Raw genomic sequence first — 22,337 nt, 5'->3', positions numbered from 1 at the left:
AAAATCACTTCCGGAGGGCGGGAACGCTGAGGGCGATGCCGTCGAGGATGTCGTGTTCGCTGGCCACGGCGGAGTCGACCCGGCCGCCGGTGGCCTCGGCGATGTGCTCGACGACGCACTTCCAGATCAGGGCCCCGGCGCCGATGACGTCGACCCGGCCGGGGTGCATGTAGGGCAGGGCCGCGCGGGCGGCCCTGTCGCGGCGCAGCAGGTCGTCGGCGGCTCCGGCGATGGCGGCGGTGCTCAGGCGTGCGCCGTGAATGCGCTCCGGGAGGTAGGAGGGAAGCTGCAGCGCGTGCGCTGTCACCGTGGTGATGCTTCCGGCGACACCGATCAGGGTGCTCACCTCCCCGAAGGGCACCTCCCGTCCGGCCTCGCTGATCAGCGCGCGGACCTCGCGTTCCATCGCCTCGATTTCGGCTCCGGCGGGCGGATCGGAGCGCAGGAAGCGTTCGGTGAACCGGACGCAGCCCATGTCCATGCTGCGGGCCGCGGTCACGGCGCCGCCGCGCCCTGCGACGAACTCGGTGCTGCCGCCGCCGAGGTCAACGACCATCACGGTGTCGGTCTCGGGCACGTCAATCACGCTCACGGCGCCGCGAAAGGACAGTGACGCTTCTTCGTCACCGCTGATGACTTCGGGCTCGACGCCGAGGCGCTGGCGGATGCCCTCAACGAAGACATCCCGGTTCTCGGCGTCGCGGGAGGCGGAGGTGGCGACGAAGCGGAGCCCTTCGGCGCCGTGCCGGCGGATCAGTTCGGCATATTCCTCGGTGGCCTCGAAGGTCCGTGCCAGGGCGGCCTCGGAGAGCCGGCCGGTGGCGTCGACCCCCTCCCCGAGGCGCACCACCTTCATGCGCCGTTCGACGTCGGCCAGCACGCCGTCCTCGATGTCGGCGATCAGCAGCCGGATGGAGTTCGTTCCACAGTCAACCGCGGCGGTCCTCATTGTTTCTCCTGTGCTTCGGCTCGTCGCCCGGCACGCTTGCGCTCGAGCTCTTCGGGGCTGAGTCCCTGGGTCTTGGTGTGCCGGCTGAGGTCGGCCGAGGGCGGCTCTCCGGAGGTGTCCCAGGCGCCGGTGCAGTAGCACACGTCGGCTGTCCACCACTCGGCGATGCCCTCGAGCGCCTCGTCGCCCAGCGGGTTGACCCCGGGTCCTGCGGCCAGTGAATGGCCCACCAGGACGTGCAGGCATTTCACCCGGGTGGGCATGCCGCCGGCGGATACCCCGGCGATCTCGGGGACCGGGCCGGTCCCGGCCCGCTCGCCGACCTCCTCGCGGGCGGCAAGGTAGGCCTCGTGTGCGGCCCGGTACCGTTCGGCGAGGTCGGCGTCCCGGCCGAGCCGCTCCGTCATTTCCGTCATCACGCCGTCGGCCTCAAGCCGGGACACGGCGGAAGTGATGACGGGGTGGGTCAGGTAGTAGGTGGTGGGAAAGGGTATGCCGTTGCTGAGGCGGGGTGCGGTCACGGCCACCAGCGGGTTGCCGCACACGCACCGTGCCCCGATCTCGACGACGTCGCGGACCGGCCGCCCGAGCTGGCGGCTCAGGACCTCGTGGTCCCGGGCCGTGGGGGTCCGCTCGTCCTGCTGAGCCACTTGGGGTCCTTCCTTGCTGCCCGGTGCGGCAGGTGTTCTGGTGTTGTCAGTCCGTCGCGGCGCGGGAGACCGATTCCCACAGCGAATCGACCCACGGGAGGTCTTCGGGCTGTCCGGCCGAGCCGGTGCCTGTTGACTCTTCGATGCCCGAGCCGCCCTTGACGAGGTAGCGCTTCTCCCCCGGCATCACGAGGAAGATGCGTTCACGGGCCTGCTGCTTGATGTAGGCGGGGTCGTCCCAGCGGGCCAGGTCCGCCCGGTGCTGCTCCTGGGCCTGCTGCTGCTCGGCGATCTGCCCCCGCAGGGCCGCCACCTCGCCCTGCTGGCGGAGGTAGTTGCTCACCGAGGGGACGAGCAGCACGATCACCGCTACGAGGACGAGGGCCAGTGCCAGCAGGCGCCCCGAGAACGACTGCGCGGGAATGGGCTTGGCGTCCTCGGCCGGAACGATCACGCGGTTCCGGGGCCGGACCGCGCTGGCCCCTGCCCTGCGGATGGCCCCGGCGAGCTGCTCACGTTCGGCGGCCCGGACCTCGGACGGCGATGCATGTTTCCGGGTCGGGGCGGGCTGGGGTGCGGGTGCCGAGCCGGCGGCGGGTTTGGTCCGGACCCGGTCCGCCGGCGGCCCTCCGACCTGGCCCGGATGGGTGCCGGATGTCGCCGGGGGTGCCCCGGCAGCCGTCCGGTCCGCCGCGTGGGGCGACGGACGGACGGCATGCGGCACGTTGGGGCGGCGGGCAGACATGGCACTCCTCGGCTGGTTGCTGCGACGGGATCCTTGCGGACCCCGTCTAACGAGGGTAACTGCCCTCCGGTTCAACTATGCAGTGAAACGCGGGAAGGCGCTGCGCCCGGCATAACGGGCGGCGTCGTCGAGTTCCTCTTCGATGCGCAGCAGCTGGTTGTACTTCGCGACGCGCTCGGACCGGGCGGGGGCGCCGGTCTTGATCTGGCCGGCGTTCGTGGCAACACAGATGTCGGCGATCGTGGTGTCCTCGGTCTCGCCGGAGCGGTGCGAGGTGATCGTGGTGTAGCCCGAGCGCTGGGCCAGCGAGATCGCGTCGAGGGTTTCGGTCAGCGTGCCGATCTGGTTGACCTTGACCAGCAGCGAGTTGGCCGTGTCGGCGGTGATGCCGCGCTCGAGGCGGGTGGGGTTGGTGACGAACAGGTCGTCGCCGACGATCTGCACCTTGTCGCCGAGGGACGCGGTAAGGGCCTTCCAGCCCTCCCAGTCCTCCTCGTCCAGGGGATCCTCGATGGACACCAGCGGGTAGTCGCGCACCAGCTCTTCGTAGTAGGCGCTCATCTCGGCGGTGCTGAGGGACTTGCCCTCGAACGTGTACACCCCGTCGCTGTAGAACTCGGAGGCCGCGACGTCAAGGGCGAAGGCGATGTCGGATCCGGGCTTGTAGCCGGCCCGCTCCACCGCGGTGGTGATCAGGTCGAGCGCGTCCCGGTTCGAGGGCAGGTTCGGGGCGAAGCCGCCCTCGTCGCCGAGGCCCGTGGCGAGGCCCTTTTCCTTGAGGACGGCCTTGAGCTCGTGGTAGACCTCGACGCCCCAGCGCAGGCCCTCGGAGAAGGAGGCGGCACCGAGGGGAACGATCATGAATTCCTGGATGTCGACGTCGGAGTCCGCGTGGGAGCCGCCGTTGAGGATGTTCATCAGGGGCACGGGCAGGACGTGCGCGTTGGGGCCGCCCAGGTAGCGGTAGAGCGGCAGGGCCGAGGATTCGGCGGCGGCGCGGGCCACGGCGAGGGAGACGCCCAGCATGGCGTTGGCGCCGAGGCTTGACTTGTTCTCGGTGCCGTCGAGGTCGAGCATCGCCTGGTCGATGGCGCGCTGGTCGGCGGCGTCGAAGCCGAGGAGGGCGGGCTGGATCTGGTCGATGACCGCTTCGACGGCCTGCAGGACGCCCTTGCCCAGGTAGCGGGCTTTGTCGCCGTCGCGGCGTTCGTTGGCCTCGAAGGCACCGGTGGAGGCGCCGGAGGGGACGGCGGCGCGGCCGAAGGTGTCGTCGTCGAGCAGGACCTCCACCTCAACGGTGGGGTTGCCGCGGGAGTCGAGGATTTCCCTCGCGTGGATGGCGTCGATGATTGCCATGGAAATGCTCCTTTGGGTTGGAGGGGTCGAGATTCCACCGCGGGACGGTGGTCAAAGCGTTGGCAGTGCCGTCTTAAGGGTAGTTCACCGCCGCGGGGGGCGGACGCCCGTCACGCGGCTCCGCCCGGTGGAGAACCGGCCACCGAGTCCTGGAAGCGCCGGACGGCGGCGCGCAGGGCCCGCTCCGGGTCGAGCCCCCGGGAGGCGGCACCGCGCACCAGCGCGAAGAGGGCGTCGCCGAGCTCCTCCTCGGTGAGCGGGCCGGCCGCGGCGGCTCCGTCGGGGGCTGCCGCTCCGTCCGGGACGACACCTCCGGGGGCGGGCAGCGCGCCGAGCGTCCCGGCCCGGTGCAGGATTGAAGCGGCGCGGGCCAGGGCGGGAAGGTGCTGCGGAATTCCGTCGAAGGCGGAGGCGCGGTCCGGGCGTTCGCGCTCCTTCACCGTCTGCCAGGTCCGGGCGATCTCCTCGGCGGTGGCGCCCGCACCTCCGTCGGGGGCCAGCAGCGAGCCGTCGGCCGCGAAGACGTGGGGGTTCCGGCGGATCATCTTGGCCGTCAGCCCCTCGGCGACCTCCCGCAGGCCGAAGCTGCCCTGCTCGTGCTGGAGCTGGGCGTGGAGCACCACCTGCAGCAGCACGTCGCCCAGCTCGCCCAGCAGGTCGGTCCGCACCCCGGGGTTTCCCGCCTCCGCGCCGGCGGGCCCGCCGAGCGCTTCGAGGGCCTCGACGAGTTCGTAGCTCTCCTCGATCAGGTACTGCACGAGCGAGGCGTGGGTAAGTGCACCCATCCACGGGCACCGGGCCCGCAGGACGGCGATGACCTCAACCAGGCGGTCAACCGCGGCGCCGGCGCCGCCCGCCGGATCGGCGGATCCGGGTGCGTCGGGCATGGCGGCCTAGGAAGCGGCGGTCTCGAACGCGGACACCACGAACTCCGTCAGGGCTTCCCGGTCCTCGAGGGGGAGGAAGGCGGCGTCGACGGCGTTGAGGGTCAGCTCCAGCAGGTCGCTGAGGTCGTACCCGAAGGTGTCGGCGAGGAGTTCGAACTCCCCGGTCAGGCTCACCCCGCTCATCAGCCGGTTGTCGGTGTTCACGGTGACCTTGAAGCCCAGCTGGTACAGCATGTCGATCGGGTGGCTTCCGATGTCGTTCCCGAAGGCCTCAACCGCTCCGGTCTGCAGGTTCGACGACGGGCACAGCTCCAGGGCGATCCCGCGGTCGCGCACCCAGGCGGCGACCCGGCCGAGGACGGCAGTCTCGACGCCGTCCTCCCCGTTTCCGGTGGCGTCGGCTTCCTCGAGGGAGATGTCCTCGGCGATGCGCACCCCGTGGCCGAGGCGCAGGGCCCGCCCGGAGACCAGCGCATCAACGATGCTCTCCAGCCCGTCGGCCTCGCCGGCGTGGACGGTGGCGGGGAACTGGTGGGCGGCGAGGTAGGTGAACGCCTCGGCAAGCCGTGAGGGCGGGAAGCCCTTTTCGGCTCCGGCGATGTCGAAGCCCACGGCGCCGCGGTCCCGGTGCCGGACGGCGAGTTCGGCGATTTCCTGGCCGCGGTCGGCGTGGCGCATGGCGGTGATGAGCTGGCCGACCTGGATGACCCGCCCGGCGGCCCGGGCGGACGCTACGCCCGCCGAGAGCCCTTCCTGCACGGCCTCGACGGCCTCATCCAGGCTCAGGCCCTGGGCGGTGTGCTGCTCGGGGGCCCAGCGCACCTCGCCGTAGACGACGCCGTCGGCCGCGAGGTCCTCGACGAATTCGCGGGCCACCCGCGCCAGGGCGCCGCGGGTCTGCATGACGGCGATGGTGTGGTCGAAGGTTTCGAGGTAGCGCTCCAGCGTTCCGGAATCGGCGGAGTCGCGGAACCACCGGCCGAGCGCTTCCGCGTCGGAGGCCGGAAGGGTATGCCCCACCTCGGCCGCCAGCTCGAGGATGGTCGCGGGGCGCAGGCCCCCGTCGAGGTGGTCGTGGAGGGAGACCTTGGGGAGGCTGCGGATGTCGAAGGAGGTGCCTGGGGCGGGGGTCTGGGAGGAGTTCGTCACGCGTTCAACCCTACAGGTGGGCCCGGACGGGCCGCACCCTTAGGCGGCCTGGTCGAGGTCGGGAACCTCCGGTCCGGCCGCCGCCGGAAGCACCCGGGGCGCCGCCCTGCCGGAGGCTGCACTGAGCACCCGGTCGACGGCCACGCCGACCACCACGGCCACCGCGATGGCCACGGCGACCCCCAGCAGCTGGTTGCCGGCGAACCACGCACCGGCCAGCGCGCCGATGCCCACGGAGTACGCCCCCCAGACGCCGCCGGCGAGGGCGGACAGGGCGACGAAGCGCCGGCGCGGGTAGCCGGTGGTGCCGGCGGCGAGGTTCACCGCCACCCTGCCGATCGGCAGGAAGCGGCCCACCAGGAGCAGGGAGGCCGCCCGCTTGTCGAGCTCGTACTTCGCCCAGGCGAAGGAGCGGCGCATGCGGGGCCGGCGCATCCACCGGAACCGGGTCAGCCCGATTCCCCGGCCGATGGCGTAGGCGGTGTTATCACCGAGGAAGGCCCCGAGCGAGGCGGCCAGCATCAGCAGCCAGGGGTTGGGGTGGCCCTGGGTGAGGATCAGGGACGCCAGGCCCACGACCACCGATTCGCTGGGGAAGGGCGGGAAGAACCCGTCGACGGTGCAGCAGAGGAACACCACCAGGTACACCCAGGGCTGTGCCGCGGCGTCGATGACCCATTCGTTGACCCCTGCGAGCAGGGAGAACATCAAGTCCATGGGGAACCGCCGGCCGCAGGCCCGCACCGCCGGGCAGGATCCTCGTTATCAAGCATTGGATCAGTCTGCGCGGGGACCGGGCGGGCCACATCAGGGAGACCCCCGATTCGGGCCCCCTAATTCCTCCCCCTGCCCCCATCCCCGTGCCCGTGCAGGCGCACGGACTCCCCCGCCGGCCCGGGTGCGGGCCGGCGGGGAGCTGCGTGCTAGGAGACCCGGTCGAGGATGAGTTCCTGGGCCGGACGGGAGCCCTCCGGGGCGATCACGACGGCATCGGCGAGGGCCTCGCGGGCCCGCTCGAACCGCTCCGGGGTGTCGGTCAGCAGGGTCATGAGCGGCTCTCCGGCACGCACCAGCGCTCCGGGCTTGGCGTGCATCCGCACCCCGGCGCCGGCCTGGACGGCGTCCTCCTTGCGGGCCCGGCCCGCGCCGAGCCGCCACGCCGCCACGCCGACGGACAGGGCGTCGAGTTCGACGAGCACGCCGTCGGCGGGGGCGTAGAGAGTTTCGGACTCCCGGGCCACGGGCAGGGCGGCGCGGGGATCTCCGCCCTGCGCCTCGATCATGCGGTTCCAGACGTCCATGGCGCGGCCGTCGCGCAGGGCCGCTGCGGGGTCGGCGTCGGGCACGCCCGCCGCGGCGAGCATCTCCTCGGCCAGGCGCACGGTGAGTTCGACGACGTCCTCGGGTCCTCCGCCCGCGAGGACCTCGACGGATTCCTCAACCTCGATGGCGTTGCCGGCGGTGAGTCCGAGCGGGGTGCTCATGTTGGTCAGCAGAGCCACGGTCCGCACTCCGGCGTCGGTGCCCAGGTCGACCATGGTGCGCGCCAGTTCGAGGGCGTCCTCGCGGGTCTTCATGAAGGCGCCGGTGCCCACCTTGACGTCGAGGACCAGTGAGCCGGTGCCCTCGGCGATCTTCTTGCTCATGATCGAGGAGGCGATGAGCGGAATGGCCTCAACGGTGCCGGTGACGTCCCGCAGGGCGTAGAGCTTCTTGTCGGCGGGGGCCAGGCCGGTGCCCGCCGCGCAGATGACGGCGCCGACGTCGGCGAGCTGGCGCATCATCTCGTCGTTGCTCAGGTGTGCCCGCCAGCCGGGGATGGACTCGAGCTTGTCGAGGGTGCCGCCGGTGTGCCCGAGGCCGCGGCCGGAGAGCTGGGGCACGGCGACCCCGAAGACCGCCACGAGCGGTGCCAGCGGCAGGGTGATCTTGTCGCCCACGCCGCCGGTGGAGTGCTTGTCGCTGGTGGGCCGGCCCAGGGAGGAGAAGTCGAGGCGCTCCCCCGAGGCGATCATCGCCGCGGTCCAGCGCGAGATCTCCGCCCGGTCCATGCCGTTGAGCAGGATGGCCATGTTCAGTGCGGCCATCTGCTCGTCGGCGACGGCGCCGCGCGTGTAGGCGTCGATCGTCCAATCGATCTGCTCCGGGGTGAGAGTGCCCCGGTCCCGCTTGGTCCGGATGATGTCGACGGCGTCGAAGGCTTCGGTCATGGTTCTACCTCTGGGGTTCGTGGGGTGGGTCGCGCTGGGATTCAGGAGAGGTTCTCGGGCCCGAAGGCGTCCGGAAGGACCTCGTCCATGGAGCGGATGCCGCTAACTGTCTGCAGCACCATGCCGGGGGCGCGGAACTCGTAGAGCAGCTGGCGGCAGCGCCCGCACGGCATCAGGGTGTTCCCCGAGCCGTCGACGCAGCTGAAGGCGACGATGCGGCCGCCGCCGGTCATGGCCAGGCTGCTCACCAGTGCGCATTCGGCGCACAGGGTCAGCCCGTAGGAGGCGTTCTCGACATTGCACCCGGAGATGATGCGGCCGTCGTCGATCAGGGCAGCAGCCCCGACGGGGAACTTCGAGTAGGGGACGTACGCGCGCTGCATCGCGGCGGTGGCCGCCTGCTTCAGCTCCTCCCAGGGGAGGTCGCGGGGTTCGAGGGCCGGGTCGGTCACCGGTATCGCTCCTGTTTCTGGTTGGGGTCGCTTGTCTGGTTGGGGTCGCTTGTCTGGTTCGGGTCGGTCGTGGGATTTCGGGGGGCGTTGCACGGCCGGGGCCCGGGGCCGCCTGACGGGCGGCCCCGGGGTCCGGTGCTCAGCCCTTGACGTAGGGGATGCCGCTGGCTCCCGGCGCGCGGGAGCGCCCGACGAGGCCGGCGACGGCGAATACCGTCACGACGTAGGGCAGCATGCGCAGGAACTGGTCCGGGACCGGGGTCCCGAGCAGGCTGAGCACGTTCGAGAGGTTCGTCGCGAAGCCGAACAGCAGGGCCGCGAAGAACGCGCCGATCGGGTTCCACCGGCCGAAGATCAGCGCGGCGAGGGCGATGTAGCCCTGTCCGGCCGTCATGTCCCGGCCGAATCCTGAGACCGAGACCAGCGTGAAGAAGGACCCGCCGACGCCGGCGACGACACCGGCGAGCAGCACGTTGATGAAGCGCATCCGGTTGACGTTGACGCCCAGGGTGTCCGCGGCCTTGGGGTGCTCCCCGACCGCGCGGGTCCGCAGGCCCCACCGGGAGCGGAAGAGCGCCACGTAGATGACGGCGACGGCGATGTACATGAGGTAGCCGACGATGGTCTGCTCGAACAGGATCGGGCCCAGGATGGGGATCTCGGACAGCACCGGGATGCTCAGCACCGGAAGCCGCGGGGGCGAGTTCCACGTCTCGGCGTCCTTGCTCAGCACGGAGGAGAACAGGAAGCCGGTCAGGCCCGAGACGAGCACGTTGAGCACGACGCCGACGATCACCTGGTTGACGATGTAGCGGATGCTGAACACCGCCAGGAGGAAGGAGACGATGACGCCGGCGAGGGCGGCCGCGAACAGGCCGACAATGGCGCTGCCGGAGACCGACGCGGCGACGGCCGCCGCGAACGCCCCGAAGAGCAGCTGGCCCTCGATGGCGATGTTCACGACGCCGGAGCGTTCGCTGAGCACCCCGGAGAGCGAGCCGAAGATCAGCGGCACGGCCAGGGTCACGGACCCGGCGAGCAGCCCGTACAGGGCGACGTTGGGGTTGTTGGCGCTGCCGATCACCCAGGTGAGGAAGCCGATGAGGAAGAGCACCGCGAAGACGGCAACGAGCCACACGGGCACCCCCGCCCCGCGCCGGACCGCGAGGACTGCCAGGACCGCGAGGGCGGCCAGCACCACGGCGGTGAGCCAGCCGGTCGCCGCGGCGGGCAGCACCAGGTCGGGAAGCACGATGGCGTCATTGGGGTCCGAGAGCCGGAAGGTCACATTGTTGCGGGGCGCTCCCGCACCGAAGACCAGCAGGGCGACGACGGCCAGGACGGCCAACAGGATCGGGGTCTTCCAGCTGCGGACTGCTCCTGCGGGTGCTGCGGAGCGGCCCGGGGCTGCGGTGGTGACTGTACTCATGCTGCGCCTCCGGTGGCTGCGGTCTTGCGGTTCCTGCGGGCCGGCGGGACGGCTCCCGGGGTGGGCAGGCGGAAGAGCGACCGCACCAGCGGTGGGGCCGCGATGAACAGGACGATCAGGGACTGCACGACCAGGACGATGTCGATGCTCGTTCCGGTCGAGGCCTGCATGGTGACGCCGCCGGCGCGGAAGGCGCCGAACAGGAGTCCCGCGGCGAAGGTGCCCCACGGGCTGGAACGGCCCAGCAGCGCCACGGTGATGGCGTCGAAGCCGAAGCTCGCGGCCACCCCTGAAGTGAGGACCTTCTCGGTGCCGGCGACCTGCGCCACACCGGCGAGCCCGGCGAGGGCGCCGGCGATGGCCATCGCGAGGATGTAGCCCCTGCTCACGCTCACTCCGGCGGTGCGGGCGGCGGTGGCGTTGGCGCCCACGGCCCGCAGTTCGAAGCCGACCGTGGAGCGGTTGAGCAGCCACCAGACGAAGACCGTGGCCAGCACGGCGACGACGAAGCCCCAGTGGAGCCGGAAGCCGCTGCCCAGCAGCGGCGGGTACAGCGCCGTCGCCTCGAGCTGCGGGCTGATCGGGTTCGTCGAACCCGGGCGCTGGAAGCCGGGGGTGCTCAGCAGGTACAGCACCAGGTTGATGGCGATGTAGTTGAGCATGATGGTGAGGATGACCTCGTGGGCGCCGGTGCGCGCCTTGAGCACGCCGACGAGCCCGCCCCAGATCGCACCGCCGAGCATGCCGGCGAGGATCACGAGCAGCAGGTGCAGGCCGAAGGGCAGGTTGGCGGTGAACCCGACCCAGCCGGCGAGGGTGGCGCCGATCAGGATCTGACCCTGGGCGCCGATGTTGAACAGCCCGGCGCGGAAGGCCAGGGCGACGCCGAGGCCGGCGCAGATCAGGGGCGTGGCGACGGTGAGTGTCTGGGTCAGCGGGTAGATCATCCGGGCGAAGCTGTCGCCGCCGGCGTTGAAGACCGAGCCCTGGAACAGGGCGGCGTATGCACCGGAGGCGGCCGACCAGGCGGCGCCGATAGTATCCATGGGCCGGGAGAAGAAGTAGGAGGCGGAGCGGGCCACGTCTTCGTCGGTGACGGCGATCAGCAGCCCGCCCAGGATGAGCGAGAGGACCACGGCCAGGACGGCCACCAGGGCGTTGCCGGTCATGATCCGCTGCATCAGCGGCTGCTCATCCCCCGGTCCGGCCGGGGCGAGGGCGGCCGGGGAGGCGGGCACGGCCGGCGGCGGGACCTGTCCGCCGCCGGTTTCGGCGGCGGCCTCGAGGCGCCGTTCCTCCTCGCGGGCGGCCTCCTGGGCTGCCCGGCGGGTGGGCGGCTGGCCGCCGGCGGTATCCGGTGTCACCGGCGGGTTTTCCTGCGGACTCACTGGTCCCCTCCTTGAAGTTCGGTGGCCTGTGCCAGGGCCTCGTCGGCGTGCATGCCGGCCATCATCAGGCCCAGGACATCCCGCGAGGTGTCGGCCGGGACGATCCCCATCAGGCGCCCCCGGTACAGCACGGCGATGCGGTCGGCGAGCTCGAGGACCTCGTCGAGCTCGGTGGAGACGATCATCACGGGGGTGCCGCCGTCGCGCTCGGCGACGATGCGTTTGTGGAGAAATTCGATGGAGCCGACGTCGACGCCGCGGGTGGGCTGGGACGCGATGAACAGTTTAAGCGGCCGGGAGAACTCCCGCGCCATGACGACCTTCTGCTGGTTGCCGCCTGAAAGCGTTCCCGCCGCCGCGGAGGCGGACTGGGTGCGCACGTCGTATTCGGCGATCTTCTCCTGCGCGTTCTTCTCGATCACGGCGGGACGCATGGTCAGGCCGCGCGCGAAAGGCGCCTCGTCGTAGCGGTTGAGGATGAGGTTCTCGGCGACCGAGAAGGTGCCCACGAGGCCCTCGACGCTGCGGTCCTCCGGGACGAACCCGACGCCCTCCTTGATCACGTCGCGGACGCTGCGCCCCAGCAGCTCCTCGCCGTCGAGGGTGATCGAGCCGCTCACGTGCTCCTGGAGGCCCATGATGGCCTCCGTGAGCTCGGTCTGGCCGTTGCCCTGGACGCCGGCGATGGCCAGGATCTCGCCCTTGGCGATGTCAAAGCTGAGCCCGTCGACGACGTGCTGGCCGTTGGCGGCGCGCACCGTGAGGTCGCGCACCGAGAAGGTCACCTCGCCGGGGGCGGCCGGCGCCTTCTGGAGGGTCAGGCTGACCGAGCGGCCCACCATCAGGGAGGCGAGCTCGGTGGTTGACGCGCCGGGTTCGGCGGTGCCGACCACCTTGCCGCGCCGGATGACGGTGATGACGTCGGAAACGGCCTTGACCTCGCGCAGCTTGTGGGAGATGAAGACGATCGACTTCCCGTCGGCCTTGAGCTGGCCCATGATGCCGAGCAGCTCGTCGGTCTCCTTGGGCGTCAGGACGGCAGTCGGTTCGTCGAGGATGAGGACCTCGGCGTCGCGGACCAGGGCCTTGATGATTTCGACGCGCTGCTGGACGCCCACCGGGAGATCCTCGACGATGGCGTCGGGGTCGACGTCGAACCCGTACTGGTCGGAGATCTGCCGGATACGGGTGCGGGTCTCGGAGAGGTTGAGCAGCCCGCCCGCGCCGACCGACTCATTGCCCAGCGCCACGTTCTCGGCGACGGTGAAGACGGGCACCAGCATGAAGTGCTGGTGCACCATGCCGATGCCGGAGGCCATCGCCTCGCCGGGGCCGGAGAAGGTCACGGGCTTGTCGTTGACGAGGATGGTGCCCTCGGTCGGCTGGTACAGCCCGTAGAGGACATTCATCAGCGTCGACTTACCGGCACCGTTTTCGCCCAGGAGGCTGTGGACCTGTCCGGGTTCGACCACGAGGTCGATGTGGTCGTTGGCGACCAGGGAACCAAACCGTTTGGTGATTCCTTTGAGTTCGAGTTTCACAACCCACCCAATCTGTTCTGTGCGGAGACTTGCGTTGTCAGTGCCGGCACCGGGTGCCCCCATCCCGGTCCACAAAAACGAACCGCTTCCCTCCCGGGGATTGGATCCGCAGGAGGGAAGCGGTTCAAGGACTGCTCGGTGCTACTTGGGGCTCGCTGCGGACTCAACCGCGATGTCGCCCGAAACGATCTGTTCCTTGATTTCGTCGAGCTCGCCCTGCAGCTCTTCAGGAACGTTGGCTTCCTGGTCGTGGAACGGGGCCAGGGCCACGCCCCCGTTCTCTAGGGTGCCGATATATGGGGTGTTGTCGAAGTCGCCCTCGACGTCGGAGCTGATGACCTCATTGACGGCGTCGCCCATGAGCTTCATGACGGAGGTGAGGATGAACTCCTCGCCCTTGCCGGCGGTCTCGAAGCCGTCGGAGTCGACCCACACTACGGTGGCCTTCTTGCCGCCTTCGTTGGCTTCGATCACGGCGTCGAGGGTGCCGAGGCCGACCGGGCCGGCAACGGGCATGATGACGTCGGCGCCTTCATTGATGAAGTTCTGGGTGTTGGTCTTGCCCGCACCCTGGTCGTTGAAGTTGCCGATGAAGGTGCCGTTCTGGGCTTCCTTGTCCCAGCCGAGCAGCTGGACGTCGGCGTCCTTCTGCTCGTTGTAGTAGGTGACGCCGTCGGCGAAGCCGTCCATGAAGATGGTCACGGTCGGGATGTTGATGCCGCCGTAGGTGGCCACCTTGCCGGTCTCGGAGGTCGCTGCCGCGGCGTAGCCGGCCAGGAACGCGGCCTGGGCCGTGTCGTAGATGATCGGCTTGACGTTGTCGGCCTCGATCGAGTTGTCATCGACGATCGCGAAGTGCGAATCGGGGTTGGCCTCGGCCGCTTCCTTGGTGGTGTCTGCGAGCAGGAAGCCGACGGTGACCGTGAGGTCGCAGCCCTGCTGGACCATCTGGTCGACGTTGGGCCCGAAGTCGGTCTCGGCCTGGGACTCGGCCTGGTTGATCTCGATGCCGAGGTCCTTCTCGGCCTTCTTCAGTCCCTCGTAGCTCGACTGGTTGAAGGAGCGGTCGTCGAATCCGCCCGAGTCGGAGACGATGCAGCCGAGGTAGTCCGAATTCTCGCCGGATCCACCGGCCTCTTCGGCGGGCGGTGCGCCGCAGGCGCTGAGAATGAGGGCCGACGCACCGAGGACGGCAGCCGAAAGGGCGGCGCCGCGCCTGGTTGTGCGCAGTGAGTTCTTCAATATTCCTCCAGAAAAGAAAGATAAGCCCCGCGGCTGAACGCCGGTGAGTGTCCGCTCCGAGTCTGGCTCGAAGCTCTGTTTTCACTGGTCGGGCCACGGCGCTGGCGGCACCTTGAGTGCAGCACAGTATGGGATCACTCTAGTGGGCGGGTGACGCGCGACACTACCACCGCCGTCGGCCGCGTCAACATTGTTCGGGATTTGTTACACCTCAGGATATCCCACGGTGCGTGCCGGCCGCGCCGCGCCCGCGCCGGGAGGGGATGCTCCGCGGCAGCTCGAAACTTGGGTCCGGCCGGACCAGGACCCCGGGTCCGCGGCCGGCTCAGGTCGCCGGGTCAGCTCCGCAGCGCCGCAGCGCCGGTCAGTGCCGCAGTCCGAGCACCGCGCGCAGCGCCGCGGCGGCCATGACACGCACACCGCAGCCGATCGCGTGCTCGTCCGGAACGTAGTCGCCGCGGTGCAGGTCGAAGGTCTCCCCGCGCGGAGTGCGCGTGCCAAGGCGCATCATGGCGCCGGGGACCTCCTGGGTCATCCAGGCGAAATCCTCCCCGCCCATCGACTGCGGGGTGAGGACGACGGCGTCGGGGCCGAGTTCGGCGCGGGCGGCGGCCTCGAGCAGCCCCGTCTCCGCCTCGGAGTTGATCACCGGGGGCACGCCCCGGATGTGTTCGAGCTGCACCTCCACCCCGAACGGCGCGGCGGCCTGGCGCACCGCATGGTCGAACAGGTCGCCGGCGGACTGCCAGGCCTCCCCGTCGAGGCAGCGCAGGGTGCCCGAGAGGAACCCGTGGGCCGGGATCGCGTTGGGCGCCGAGCCGGCGTGGATCTGGCCCCACACCACCGACACCGAACTGCGGACGTCGATGCGCCGGGAGAGCACGGCGGGCACGTTGACGGCGATCGAGGCCAGCGCGAAGGTCAGGTCCTCGGTCAGGTGCGGGCGCGAGGTGTGGCCGCCGCGTCCGGTGAGCTCGACGCGGAGGGTGTCGGAGGCCGAGGTGATCGCCCCGATGCGGGTGCCCACCTGTCCGACATCGATGCGGGGGTCGCAGTGCAGGGCGAGGATGCGCGGAACATCGGCGAGGATGCCCTGGGCGATCACCTCGAGCGCCCCGCCGGGCATCGTCTCCTCGGCGGGCTGGAAGATGATGCGCACCGTGCCGTCGAGGGGGGTCTGGGCGTCGATCGAGGCGAGCACCAGCGCCACGCCCACCATGACGGTGGTGTGGATGTCGTGGCCGCACGCGTGGGCCACGCCAGGGTTGACCGAGGCATACTCCAGGCCGGTCTCCTCGACGATCGGCAGCGCGTCGATGTCGGCGCGCAGGCCCACCTTGATGGGCCCCTGCCCGATGTCGACGCACACGCCCGTGTTTTCCAGCCGCTTGGGCTGCAGGCCGGCCTGCTCGAGGCGTTCAACGATGCGGTCGGTGGTCCGGTATTCCTTGTAGGAAAGCTCGGGGTGGGAGTGGAGGTCGCGCCGGAAGTGGGTCAGTTCTTCGAGCAGGGGGGCGAGCCACACGCCGATGTGCGGTACTGCTGCGTCGGGGCGTTTGAGTTCCACCCTCCAAGCCTACCGACCCGCGCCCCCGGAACCGTAAAGCGGGCGCCGGCCGGCGTCACCGAAGGTCTCCGGAAGTGTCGCGGCCGGGCCGTTCCGGCCACCGGCCGGGCCTGCTCCCGTCCGCGGCCGGGTCAAAGGACGTCGGTGTCGCCGCTGGCCCGCAGGTGCTCCACGGCCTTCTTGACCTCCTGGGCGTGTTCCTTGGTCGTCACCAGCAGCGCGTCGGGGGTGTCGACGATGACGACGTCGTTGATGCCGATCAGCGCGATCACCCGCTTGGTATCGGAAACGACGATGCCCGAGGCGTTTTCGGCGAAGACCCGCGCCCCCTCCCCCATCACCGTGATTTTGCTGGTTTCGGTGGCCGGGTGCAGCCTGCCGATCGCCGCGAAGTCTCCGACGTCGTCCCAGGTGAACCTGCCCGGGATCATGGCGACGTCGCCGGCGGCCGCCGCGGGCTCGGCCACGGCGTAGTCGATGGCGATCTTCGGCAGGGACGGCCAGATCCGCCGCGCGGTCGTCACCCGGCGCGGGGTGTCCCAGTCGTCGGCGATTTCGCTCAGGCCGGCGTAGAGCTCGGGCTCGTTCGCCTCGAGGTGCTTGAGCATCAGCGCCACCGGCGCCACGAACATGCCGGCGTTCCAGCTGTACTTGCCCGACTCGAGGTAGCCGCGCGCCACCTGCTCCGAGGGTTTCTCGACGAACTCGATGACGGCGTGCGCGCTGGGCGCCCCCGCGATGTCGAGGGCCTCGCCCGCCCGGATGTAGCCGAACCCGGTGGACGGGTGCGTCGGCTCGATGCCGATGGTGACGATATAGCCCTGGGCCGCCGTGTGGATCGCCTCGCGCACCGCGTCCTGGAAGACGTCGACGGGGGTGATCACCTGGTCCGCCGCGAAGGAGCCCATGATGATGTCCGGGTCCCGGCGGTACAGGATGGCCGCGGCCAGCCCGATGGCCGCCGCTGAATCCTTGGGCTCGCTCTCGAGGACCAGGTTGGTGTCCTCAAGCTCGGGCAGCTGGGCGAGGACCGCCCCGCGGTGCACCACACCGGTGACGACCATGGTGCGCCCCGGGCACAGCGGGCCGAGCCGGTCGTAGGTCGCCCGGATCAGGGTGCTGCCGGAGCCGGTGAGATCGTGGAGGAACTTCGGCGCGGCGGCGCGGGACAGCGGCCACAGCCGGGTGCCGACCCCGCCCGCGGGGATCACGGCATGGAATCGGTCGAACACGTTCTGGGGTTGGGCGGCTGCCCTCTCGGTAGTCATCGCCTCCCACGTTAGCTGACACCTCCGGAGCGCGCGGGAACGATTTTCGGAAAGATCAGTACCGCGGCCCGCTCCGTCAATGTGAACAGCCTCACAGTATAGGGGAGCCTAAATTGAAGGCGGCCCGTCCCCGGCCTAGATTATCCTTGAATTAGAGTGCTCTCGCACCGGCGACATTCCTGCGTGGAAGACACGCTAACGCCCGTGCGATGCAGGGAGGTAAATTCAATGCCGAAGACACCAGCTGGCACCCTCTACCGTGGCCGCGAGGGCCAGTGGTCGTGGGTAGCACACCGCATCACCGGGGTCGTGATTTTCTTTTTCCTCCTCGTCCACGTCCTGGACACGTCCCTGGTCCGGGTCTCACCGGAAGCCTACGATGCGGTCATCGCCGCCTATAAGAACCCCATCATGGGCCTGGGCGAACTCGGCCTCATCGGCGCCATCGTGTTCCACGCCTTCAACGGACTCCGCGTCATCGCCGTGGACTTCTGGAAAAAGGGCCCGCGCTACCACCGCCAGATGCTGTGGGGCGTCGTCGGCCTCTGGGCGCTGACAATGCTCGCCTTCTCCATCCGCCATCTTTCGGTTGTCTTCGGAGGTCACTAAGCCATGGCTGTTCCCACTGTAGAAAGCCCCCGATCCGGGCGCGTCTCCCCCGGCTACTCCCGCTCCCGCTCCTCCCGCGGCAACTTCGAGATGGGCGCCTGGCTGTTCATGCGCCTGTCCGGGGTGGTCCTCGTGGTGATGATCTTCGTCCACCTGTGGACCTCAATGGTGGCCGGCGACGGCATCAGCCAGGTCGACTTCGGTTTCGTCGCCGGCAAGTGGGCCAGCCCGGTCTGGCAAATCTGGGACCTGGTGATGCTCTGGCTGGCCATGCTGCACGGCACCAACGGCGTGCGCACCATCATCAACGACTACGCGGAGAAGAACTCGACGCGCATGTGGCTCAAGGGCGTGCTCTACACGGCCACCGTCGTCATCATCCTCCTGGGCACCTTGGTCATCTTCACCTTCGACCCCTGCCCGGTCATCGACGGCGTGGCCCACGTCGCCTCCTACTGCCCCACCGCGTAGGCCGCCGGCCGCCCAGGCGGCCGCTTCATTGTTTCAACAGAAAGAGCGACAAGCATGCAGGTCCACAAGTACGACGTCGTCATCGTCGGAGCAGGCGGCGCAGGGATGCGCGCGGCCATCGAGTCCGGTCAGCGGGCGCGCACGGCCGTACTGACAAAGCTCTACCCCACCCGCTCACACACGGGCGCCGCGCAGGGAGGCATGTGCGCCGCTCTCGCCAATGTCGAGGAAGACAACTGGGAGTGGCACACGTTCGACACCGTCAAGGGCGGTGACTACCTCGTCGACCAGGACGCCGCCGAGGTGATGGCCAAGGAAGCCATCGACGCCGTCCTCGACCTCGAAAAGATGGGGCTGCCGTTCAACCGCACCCCCGAGGGCCGGATCGACCAGCGCCGCTTCGGCGGCCACACCCGCGACCACGGCAAGGCCCCGGTCCGCCGGTCCTGCTACGCCGCGGACCGCACCGGCCACATGATCCTGCAGACGCTTTACCAAAACTGCGTCAAGCACAACGTCGAGTTCTACAACGAGTACTACGTCCTCGACCTGCTGATGGTCGACCAGGAAGTGACCGAGAACGGGGTGACCCGGCTGCAGAAGCGAGTCGCCGGCGTCGTCTCCTACGACCTCGCCTCGGGCGAGCTTCACGTCTTCCAGGCCAAGTCCGTCATCTTCGCCTCCGGCGGCGTCGGCAAGGTCTACAAGACCACCTCCAACGCCCACACCCTCACCGGCGACGGCATGGGCATCGCCTTCCGCCGGGGAATCCCCCTCGAGGACATGGAGTTCTTCCAGTTCCACCCGACGGGCCTGGCCGGCCTGGGCATCCTCCTCTCGGAGGCCGCCCGCGGCGAGGGCGCGATCCTGCGCAACTCCGAGGGCGAACGCTTCATGGAGCGTTACGCCCCGACCATCAAGGACCTGGCACCGCGCGACATCGTCGCCCGGTCGATGGCCAACGAGGTCCGCGAGGGCCGCGGCTCCGGGCCGAACAAGGACTACGTCCTGCTCGACCTGACGCACCTCGAGCCGGCGCACATCGACGCGAAGCTCCCGGACATCACCGAGTTCGCCCGGACCTACCTCGGCGTCGAGCCCTACACCGAGCCGGTGCCGGTCTTCCCGACGGCGCACTACGCCATGGGCGGGATCCCCACGAACATCAAGGCCGAAGTCCTTCAGGACAACGACACCATCGTGCCCGGGCTCTACGCCGCCGGCGAGGTGGCCTGCGTCTCGGTGCACGGCTCGAACCGGCTGGGCACGAACTCGCTGCTGGACATCAACGTCTTCGGCAAGCGGGCCGGCATCTACGCGGCGGAGTACGCCCTCACCGCCGACTTCGTCGACATCCCCGAGGACCCGCTGGCCGATACCGTCGCCCTGCTCGACACGGCCCGCAGTTCCGAGGGCGGGGAGCGCGTCGCCCAGATCCGCAAAGAACTCCAGGACATCATGGACGCCAACGTCCAGGTGTTCCGCACCGAGGAGACCCTCCTCGAGGCGCTGCGCGTCATCGACGGGCTCGAGGAGCGCTACAAGCGCATCTCCGTCCAGGACAAGGGCAAGCGCTTCAACCTCGACCTCCTCGAGGCCGTCGAGCTCGGATTCCTGCTGGACATGGCCAAGGTCATGACCGCCGCAGCCCTGCACCGCAAGGAGTCCCGCGGAGGCCACTTCCGCGAGGACTACCCCAACCGCGACGACGAGAACTTCATGACCCACTCGATGGCCTACAAAGACCCCAGCGCCGTCGAGACCAGCGGCGTCCGCCTCGAGACCAAGCCGGTCATTTTCACCCGTTACCAGCCGATGGAGCGTAAGTACTGATGAGCACCCCAACCATCGAAAAAGAGCCGGCCTCGAAGGTCGAGCTTCCCGCCGGCGTCGGAGGCGGGGAAATCCCCTCCTTCGACATCACGCTCAAGGTCCGCCGCTACAACCCCGAGGTCTCCGACGAGGCACACTGGGACGAATGGCAGCTGACCATGTACGGCACGGACCGCGTGCTCGACGCCCTGCACAAGGTCAAGTGGGAGCACGACGGCTCGGTGTCCTTCCGCCGCTCCTGCGCCCACGGTGTCTGCGGTTCCGACGCGATGCGGATCAACGGCCGCAACCGGCTCGCCTGCAAGACCCTGCTGAAGGACCTCGACACCTCCAAGCCGATCCTGGTCGAGCCGATCAAGGGCCTGCCCGTGGAGAAGGACCTGATCGTGGACATGGAGCCGTTCTTCCAGTCCTACCGCGAGATCATGCCGTTCCTGATCACCAAGGGCCACGAGCCCACCCGGGAGCGCCTGCAGTCCGCCGAGGACCGGGAGCGCTATGACGACACCACCAAGTGCATTCTGTGCGCCGCGTGCACCTCGTCCTGCCCCGTGTTCTGGACCGACGGCCAGTACTTCGGCCCCGCCGCGATCGTCAATGCGCACCGCTTCATCTTCGACTCCCGCGACGACGCCGGCGACATGCGCCTCGAGATCCTCAACGACAAGGAAGGCGTGTGGCGCTGCCGCACCACCTTCAACTGCTCGGAAGCCTGCCCGCGCGGCATCCAGGTCACCAAGGCCATCTCCGAGGTCAAGCAGGCCATCCTGACCCGCAGGATCTGACCCGACGCGGTAGCGATTGAGGGTGGCTCCGGCCAACCTGCGTCCGATAAAGGGCGGCCCCGGCGGGGCCGCCCTTTTCGCGTCCCGGCCGGCATCCCTGAAGGGGCATCCTTCGCTCCGCGTCCCGGCCGGCATCCTCCGCCCCGGGCTGCCCTTCCGCCGAGGGCTGCGCCGGGTCAGGGCCTGCGGCGGGCCTTCCGGCTCTGCTGCCGCAGCGTGCCCGCCTTCTCCCGGTGCTCATGGGCGGCCAGCGCCGCGGCGTCGGCCGTTCCCACGGCGCCCCACGCCGCCGCCAGGAGGTACACCTGGCTCAGCACGTAGAACCAGACGAAGAGGCCGAGGATCACGGCGAACGGCGCGAGCAGCGGTGAGCTGCCAAGACCTGCAAGGAGCGATGCGCTCACAGTGCGCAGCACGGTACTGCCCACCCCGGCGAAGAGCGCGGCCTGCAGCAGGACCTTCCGGGGCATGTCGATCGCGGAGGTGGTGTGGAGCAGGAGGGAGGCGACCGCCGTATCGAGGACGAGCATGATGGCGAAGCCGGCGAACTGCGTCAGCGGACGCGACGCTTCGGTCAGCCCCACCAGGTCGAGGGCGAAGTCAAGCATCGTATTGGCAATGAACCCGACGCCTGTCGTCACCAGCAGCGCGACGGCGAGGACGAGCAGCACCGCAAGATCCTTCAGGATGATCTTCAGGGCACTCTCGGTCACCGGGCCCAGGGCGAAGATACTCCGCATGCCCGCACGGATGCCCGCCATCCAGACGAGCGAAGAGATGAGCATGACGGCCGTCGAGATGACGAGCGCGGCACCGAACCCCGCCCCCGAGAACAGTTCCTCCCGGGTGGCGAGCCCGCCGTCGCCCGTGTCGATGAGGCCCGGCGTGGTGGCGCCGACCGTTTCGACGATCAGGTCCTGCAGCCGGGTGTCCCCCGCGATGACCAGGCCGAGGATGGAGAACCCCGCCACGAGCATCGCAGCGATCGCGAAGAACATGCGGTAGGCGATTCCTGCGGCCAGCAGCGCTCCGCGGCGCAGTGCGTACAGCTGGAGCGCCCGCAGCGGCCGCAGGGCGCTCAGCCGGGCGAGTGCCACCCGGAGCCGGGCGGCGGCGACGGCCGCGGCGCCCGCGTTGTCCCGCTCGGCGCGGGTAAGGTTCTGGCGTGCTTCGAGGATCTTCAGGACCAACCGGGCGTGGTCGGCCGGAGAGGCAGGATCAGCGCTCCTCGCGGTCCTCGGTGTCTTCGCCAAAGCTCAGCTCTTCCCGCAGTTTCCACAACCCAGAATGCTCATGCTCATACAGTCCCATGGTACGGACCTCGAAGGAGGCCTCGAAGGACCTCAGCTGCTGCGCGGCCTCGTCCATACTGGCCTCGCTCACGTCGTGGGCGACGGTGACATGCGGGTGGAAGGGGAACTCGAGGGTGCGTTCGAGGGGTCCGGTCTGCAGCCGGGAGTGAAGCTCTACGCATTCCCGGAACCCGGCACGCACATTGAGGAACACCACCGGTGACAGCGGCCGGAAGGAGCCGGTGCCGCTGAGCGTCACGGTGAAGGGACCCTGCTTCGCGGCCACGGCGCGCACGTGCTCGAGCGTCCATTCCCAGTCCGTGGCCGGCGTCGTGGTGATGAGCGTGATGTGCGGGGGCACGAGGAAGGCCATGGGATCCCCGAAGGAGGCCCGCCAGCGTTCCAGCTCCCCCGCCAGCGGTTCGGGGACCGGCAGCGTGACACCCACGCAGGTGGTTTCGGACAGTCCCGGCCCGGCGTCGGCCGGGTCGCGGCGCAGCTCACTCATCCGCTG

Annotated in this window: 21 protein-coding genes; 4 read left to right on the top strand and 17 right to left on the bottom strand. The window is 69.6% G+C overall.

All coding sequences use genetic code 11. The annotated features are described in order from the left end of the window. Nucleotides 1-4: 4 nt before the first annotated feature. The 15 genes from I6N91_RS01265 to I6N91_RS01195 form a co-directional block, all read right to left on the bottom strand. On the bottom strand, nt 5-949 hold the full coding sequence (locus I6N91_RS01265; protein WP_198810098.1) for a Ppx/GppA phosphatase family protein: 945 nt from the start codon (nt 947-949) through the stop codon (nt 5-7). Beyond that, the gene (locus I6N91_RS01260; protein ID WP_198810097.1) at nt 946-1,599 is read right to left on the bottom strand and encodes a DUF501 domain-containing protein; all 654 of its coding nucleotides are present in this window, start codon (nt 1,597-1,599) and stop codon (nt 946-948) included. Before I6N91_RS01260 ends, I6N91_RS01265 begins: the two co-directional genes overlap by 4 nt. A gap of 46 nt (nt 1,600-1,645) precedes the next feature. Then, nucleotides 1,646-2,344, bottom strand: coding sequence for a septum formation initiator family protein (locus I6N91_RS01255; RefSeq protein WP_198810096.1), 699 nt, complete (start codon nt 2,342-2,344; stop codon nt 1,646-1,648). A 75-nt stretch (nt 2,345-2,419) separates the two neighbouring features. After that, the gene (gene eno, locus I6N91_RS01250) at nt 2,420-3,700 is read right to left on the bottom strand and encodes a phosphopyruvate hydratase (RefSeq protein ID WP_198810095.1); all 1,281 of its coding nucleotides are present in this window, start codon (nt 3,698-3,700) and stop codon (nt 2,420-2,422) included. Nucleotides 3,701-3,810: 110 nt separating this feature from the next. Next, on the bottom strand, nt 3,811-4,587 hold the full coding sequence (locus I6N91_RS01245; RefSeq protein WP_233091297.1) for a MazG nucleotide pyrophosphohydrolase domain-containing protein: 777 nt from the start codon (nt 4,585-4,587) through the stop codon (nt 3,811-3,813). Nucleotides 4,588-4,593: 6 nt separating this feature from the next. Further along, nucleotides 4,594-5,736, bottom strand: a complete 1,143-nt coding sequence (locus I6N91_RS01240) for an adenosine deaminase (RefSeq protein WP_198810094.1) — start codon at nt 5,734-5,736, stop codon at nt 4,594-4,596. Between the two features lie 39 nt (nt 5,737-5,775). Beyond that, nucleotides 5,776-6,453 carry a DedA family protein gene (locus I6N91_RS01235; protein ID WP_198810093.1) on the bottom strand — a complete coding sequence of 226 codons (678 nt, stop codon included), beginning with the start codon at nt 6,451-6,453 and terminating at the stop codon, nt 5,776-5,778. Between the two features lie 206 nt (nt 6,454-6,659). Next, complete coding sequence (locus tag I6N91_RS01230) at nt 6,660-7,946, bottom strand: thymidine phosphorylase (protein WP_198810092.1); 1,287 nt, start codon at nt 7,944-7,946, stop codon at nt 6,660-6,662. A gap of 41 nt (nt 7,947-7,987) precedes the next feature. After that, the gene (locus tag I6N91_RS01225; protein WP_198810199.1) at nt 7,988-8,404 is read right to left on the bottom strand and encodes a cytidine deaminase; all 417 of its coding nucleotides are present in this window, start codon (nt 8,402-8,404) and stop codon (nt 7,988-7,990) included. Between the two features lie 133 nt (nt 8,405-8,537). After that, nucleotides 8,538-9,827, bottom strand: a complete 1,290-nt coding sequence (locus I6N91_RS01220) for an ABC transporter permease (RefSeq protein WP_198810091.1) — start codon at nt 9,825-9,827, stop codon at nt 8,538-8,540. Beyond that, nucleotides 9,824-11,215, bottom strand: a complete 1,392-nt coding sequence (locus I6N91_RS01215) for an ABC transporter permease (protein ID WP_307843190.1) — start codon at nt 11,213-11,215, stop codon at nt 9,824-9,826. The genes I6N91_RS01220 and I6N91_RS01215 overlap by 4 nt, the downstream gene beginning before the upstream one ends. Beyond that, nucleotides 11,212-12,756 carry an ABC transporter ATP-binding protein gene (locus I6N91_RS01210; protein ID WP_198810090.1) on the bottom strand — a complete coding sequence of 515 codons (1,545 nt, stop codon included), beginning with the start codon at nt 12,754-12,756 and terminating at the stop codon, nt 11,212-11,214. Before I6N91_RS01210 ends, I6N91_RS01215 begins: the two co-directional genes overlap by 4 nt. Nucleotides 12,757-12,897: 141 nt before the next feature. Next, a complete protein-coding gene (locus I6N91_RS01205; protein ID WP_198810089.1) occupies nt 12,898-13,998 on the bottom strand; it encodes a BMP family protein in 1,101 nt (366 codons plus the stop codon). A 364-nt stretch (nt 13,999-14,362) separates the two neighbouring features. After that, a complete protein-coding gene (locus I6N91_RS01200) occupies nt 14,363-15,565 on the bottom strand; it encodes an amidohydrolase (protein WP_307843189.1) in 1,203 nt (400 codons plus the stop codon). A gap of 131 nt (nt 15,566-15,696) precedes the next feature. Next, a complete protein-coding gene (locus I6N91_RS01195) occupies nt 15,697-16,833 on the bottom strand; it encodes a mannose-1-phosphate guanylyltransferase (protein ID WP_198810088.1) in 1,137 nt (378 codons plus the stop codon). Between the two features lie 228 nt (nt 16,834-17,061). Here I6N91_RS01195 and sdhC point away from each other — a divergent pair, with 228 nt between their 5' ends. Genes sdhC through I6N91_RS01175 form a run of 4 tightly spaced genes read left to right on the top strand, consistent with a single transcriptional unit; the run spans nt 17,062 to nt 20,531 of the window. Then, on the top strand, nt 17,062-17,442 hold the full coding sequence (gene sdhC / locus I6N91_RS01190; protein WP_198810087.1) for a succinate dehydrogenase, cytochrome b556 subunit: 381 nt from the start codon (nt 17,062-17,064) through the stop codon (nt 17,440-17,442). A gap of 3 nt (nt 17,443-17,445) precedes the next feature. Further along, nucleotides 17,446-17,913: a succinate dehydrogenase hydrophobic membrane anchor subunit gene (locus I6N91_RS01185; protein ID WP_198810086.1), complete on the top strand. Its 468-nt coding sequence runs from the start codon at nt 17,446-17,448 to the stop codon at nt 17,911-17,913. Nucleotides 17,914-17,967: 54 nt separating this feature from the next. Next, entirely contained in the window at nt 17,968-19,746 is a 1,779-nt protein-coding gene (gene sdhA / locus I6N91_RS01180; protein WP_198810085.1) for a succinate dehydrogenase flavoprotein subunit, read from the top strand. After that, the gene (locus I6N91_RS01175) at nt 19,746-20,531 is read left to right on the top strand and encodes a succinate dehydrogenase iron-sulfur subunit (protein WP_198810084.1); all 786 of its coding nucleotides are present in this window, start codon (nt 19,746-19,748) and stop codon (nt 20,529-20,531) included. Before sdhA ends, I6N91_RS01175 begins: the two co-directional genes overlap by 1 nt. Nucleotides 20,532-20,707: 176 nt before the next feature. On the opposite strand, the gene I6N91_RS01170 is transcribed toward I6N91_RS01175, so the two are convergent. Together I6N91_RS01170 and I6N91_RS01165 are read right to left on the bottom strand one after the other, a co-directional pair. After that, nucleotides 20,708-21,784, bottom strand: coding sequence for a YihY/virulence factor BrkB family protein (locus tag I6N91_RS01170; RefSeq protein ID WP_198810083.1), 1,077 nt, complete (start codon nt 21,782-21,784; stop codon nt 20,708-20,710). Continuing rightward, entirely contained in the window at nt 21,750-22,331 is a 582-nt protein-coding gene (locus I6N91_RS01165; protein ID WP_233091295.1) for a 2'-5' RNA ligase family protein, read from the bottom strand. The genes I6N91_RS01170 and I6N91_RS01165 overlap by 35 nt, the downstream gene beginning before the upstream one ends. Nucleotides 22,332-22,337: the final 6 nt, after the last annotated feature.

The sequence above is a fragment of the Arthrobacter sp. MSA 4-2 genome (genome assembly GCF_016405885.1).
GTDB lineage: Bacteria > Actinomycetota > Actinomycetes > Actinomycetales > Micrococcaceae > Arthrobacter_D.
This window is presented reverse-complemented; position numbering and strand designations above follow the sequence as displayed.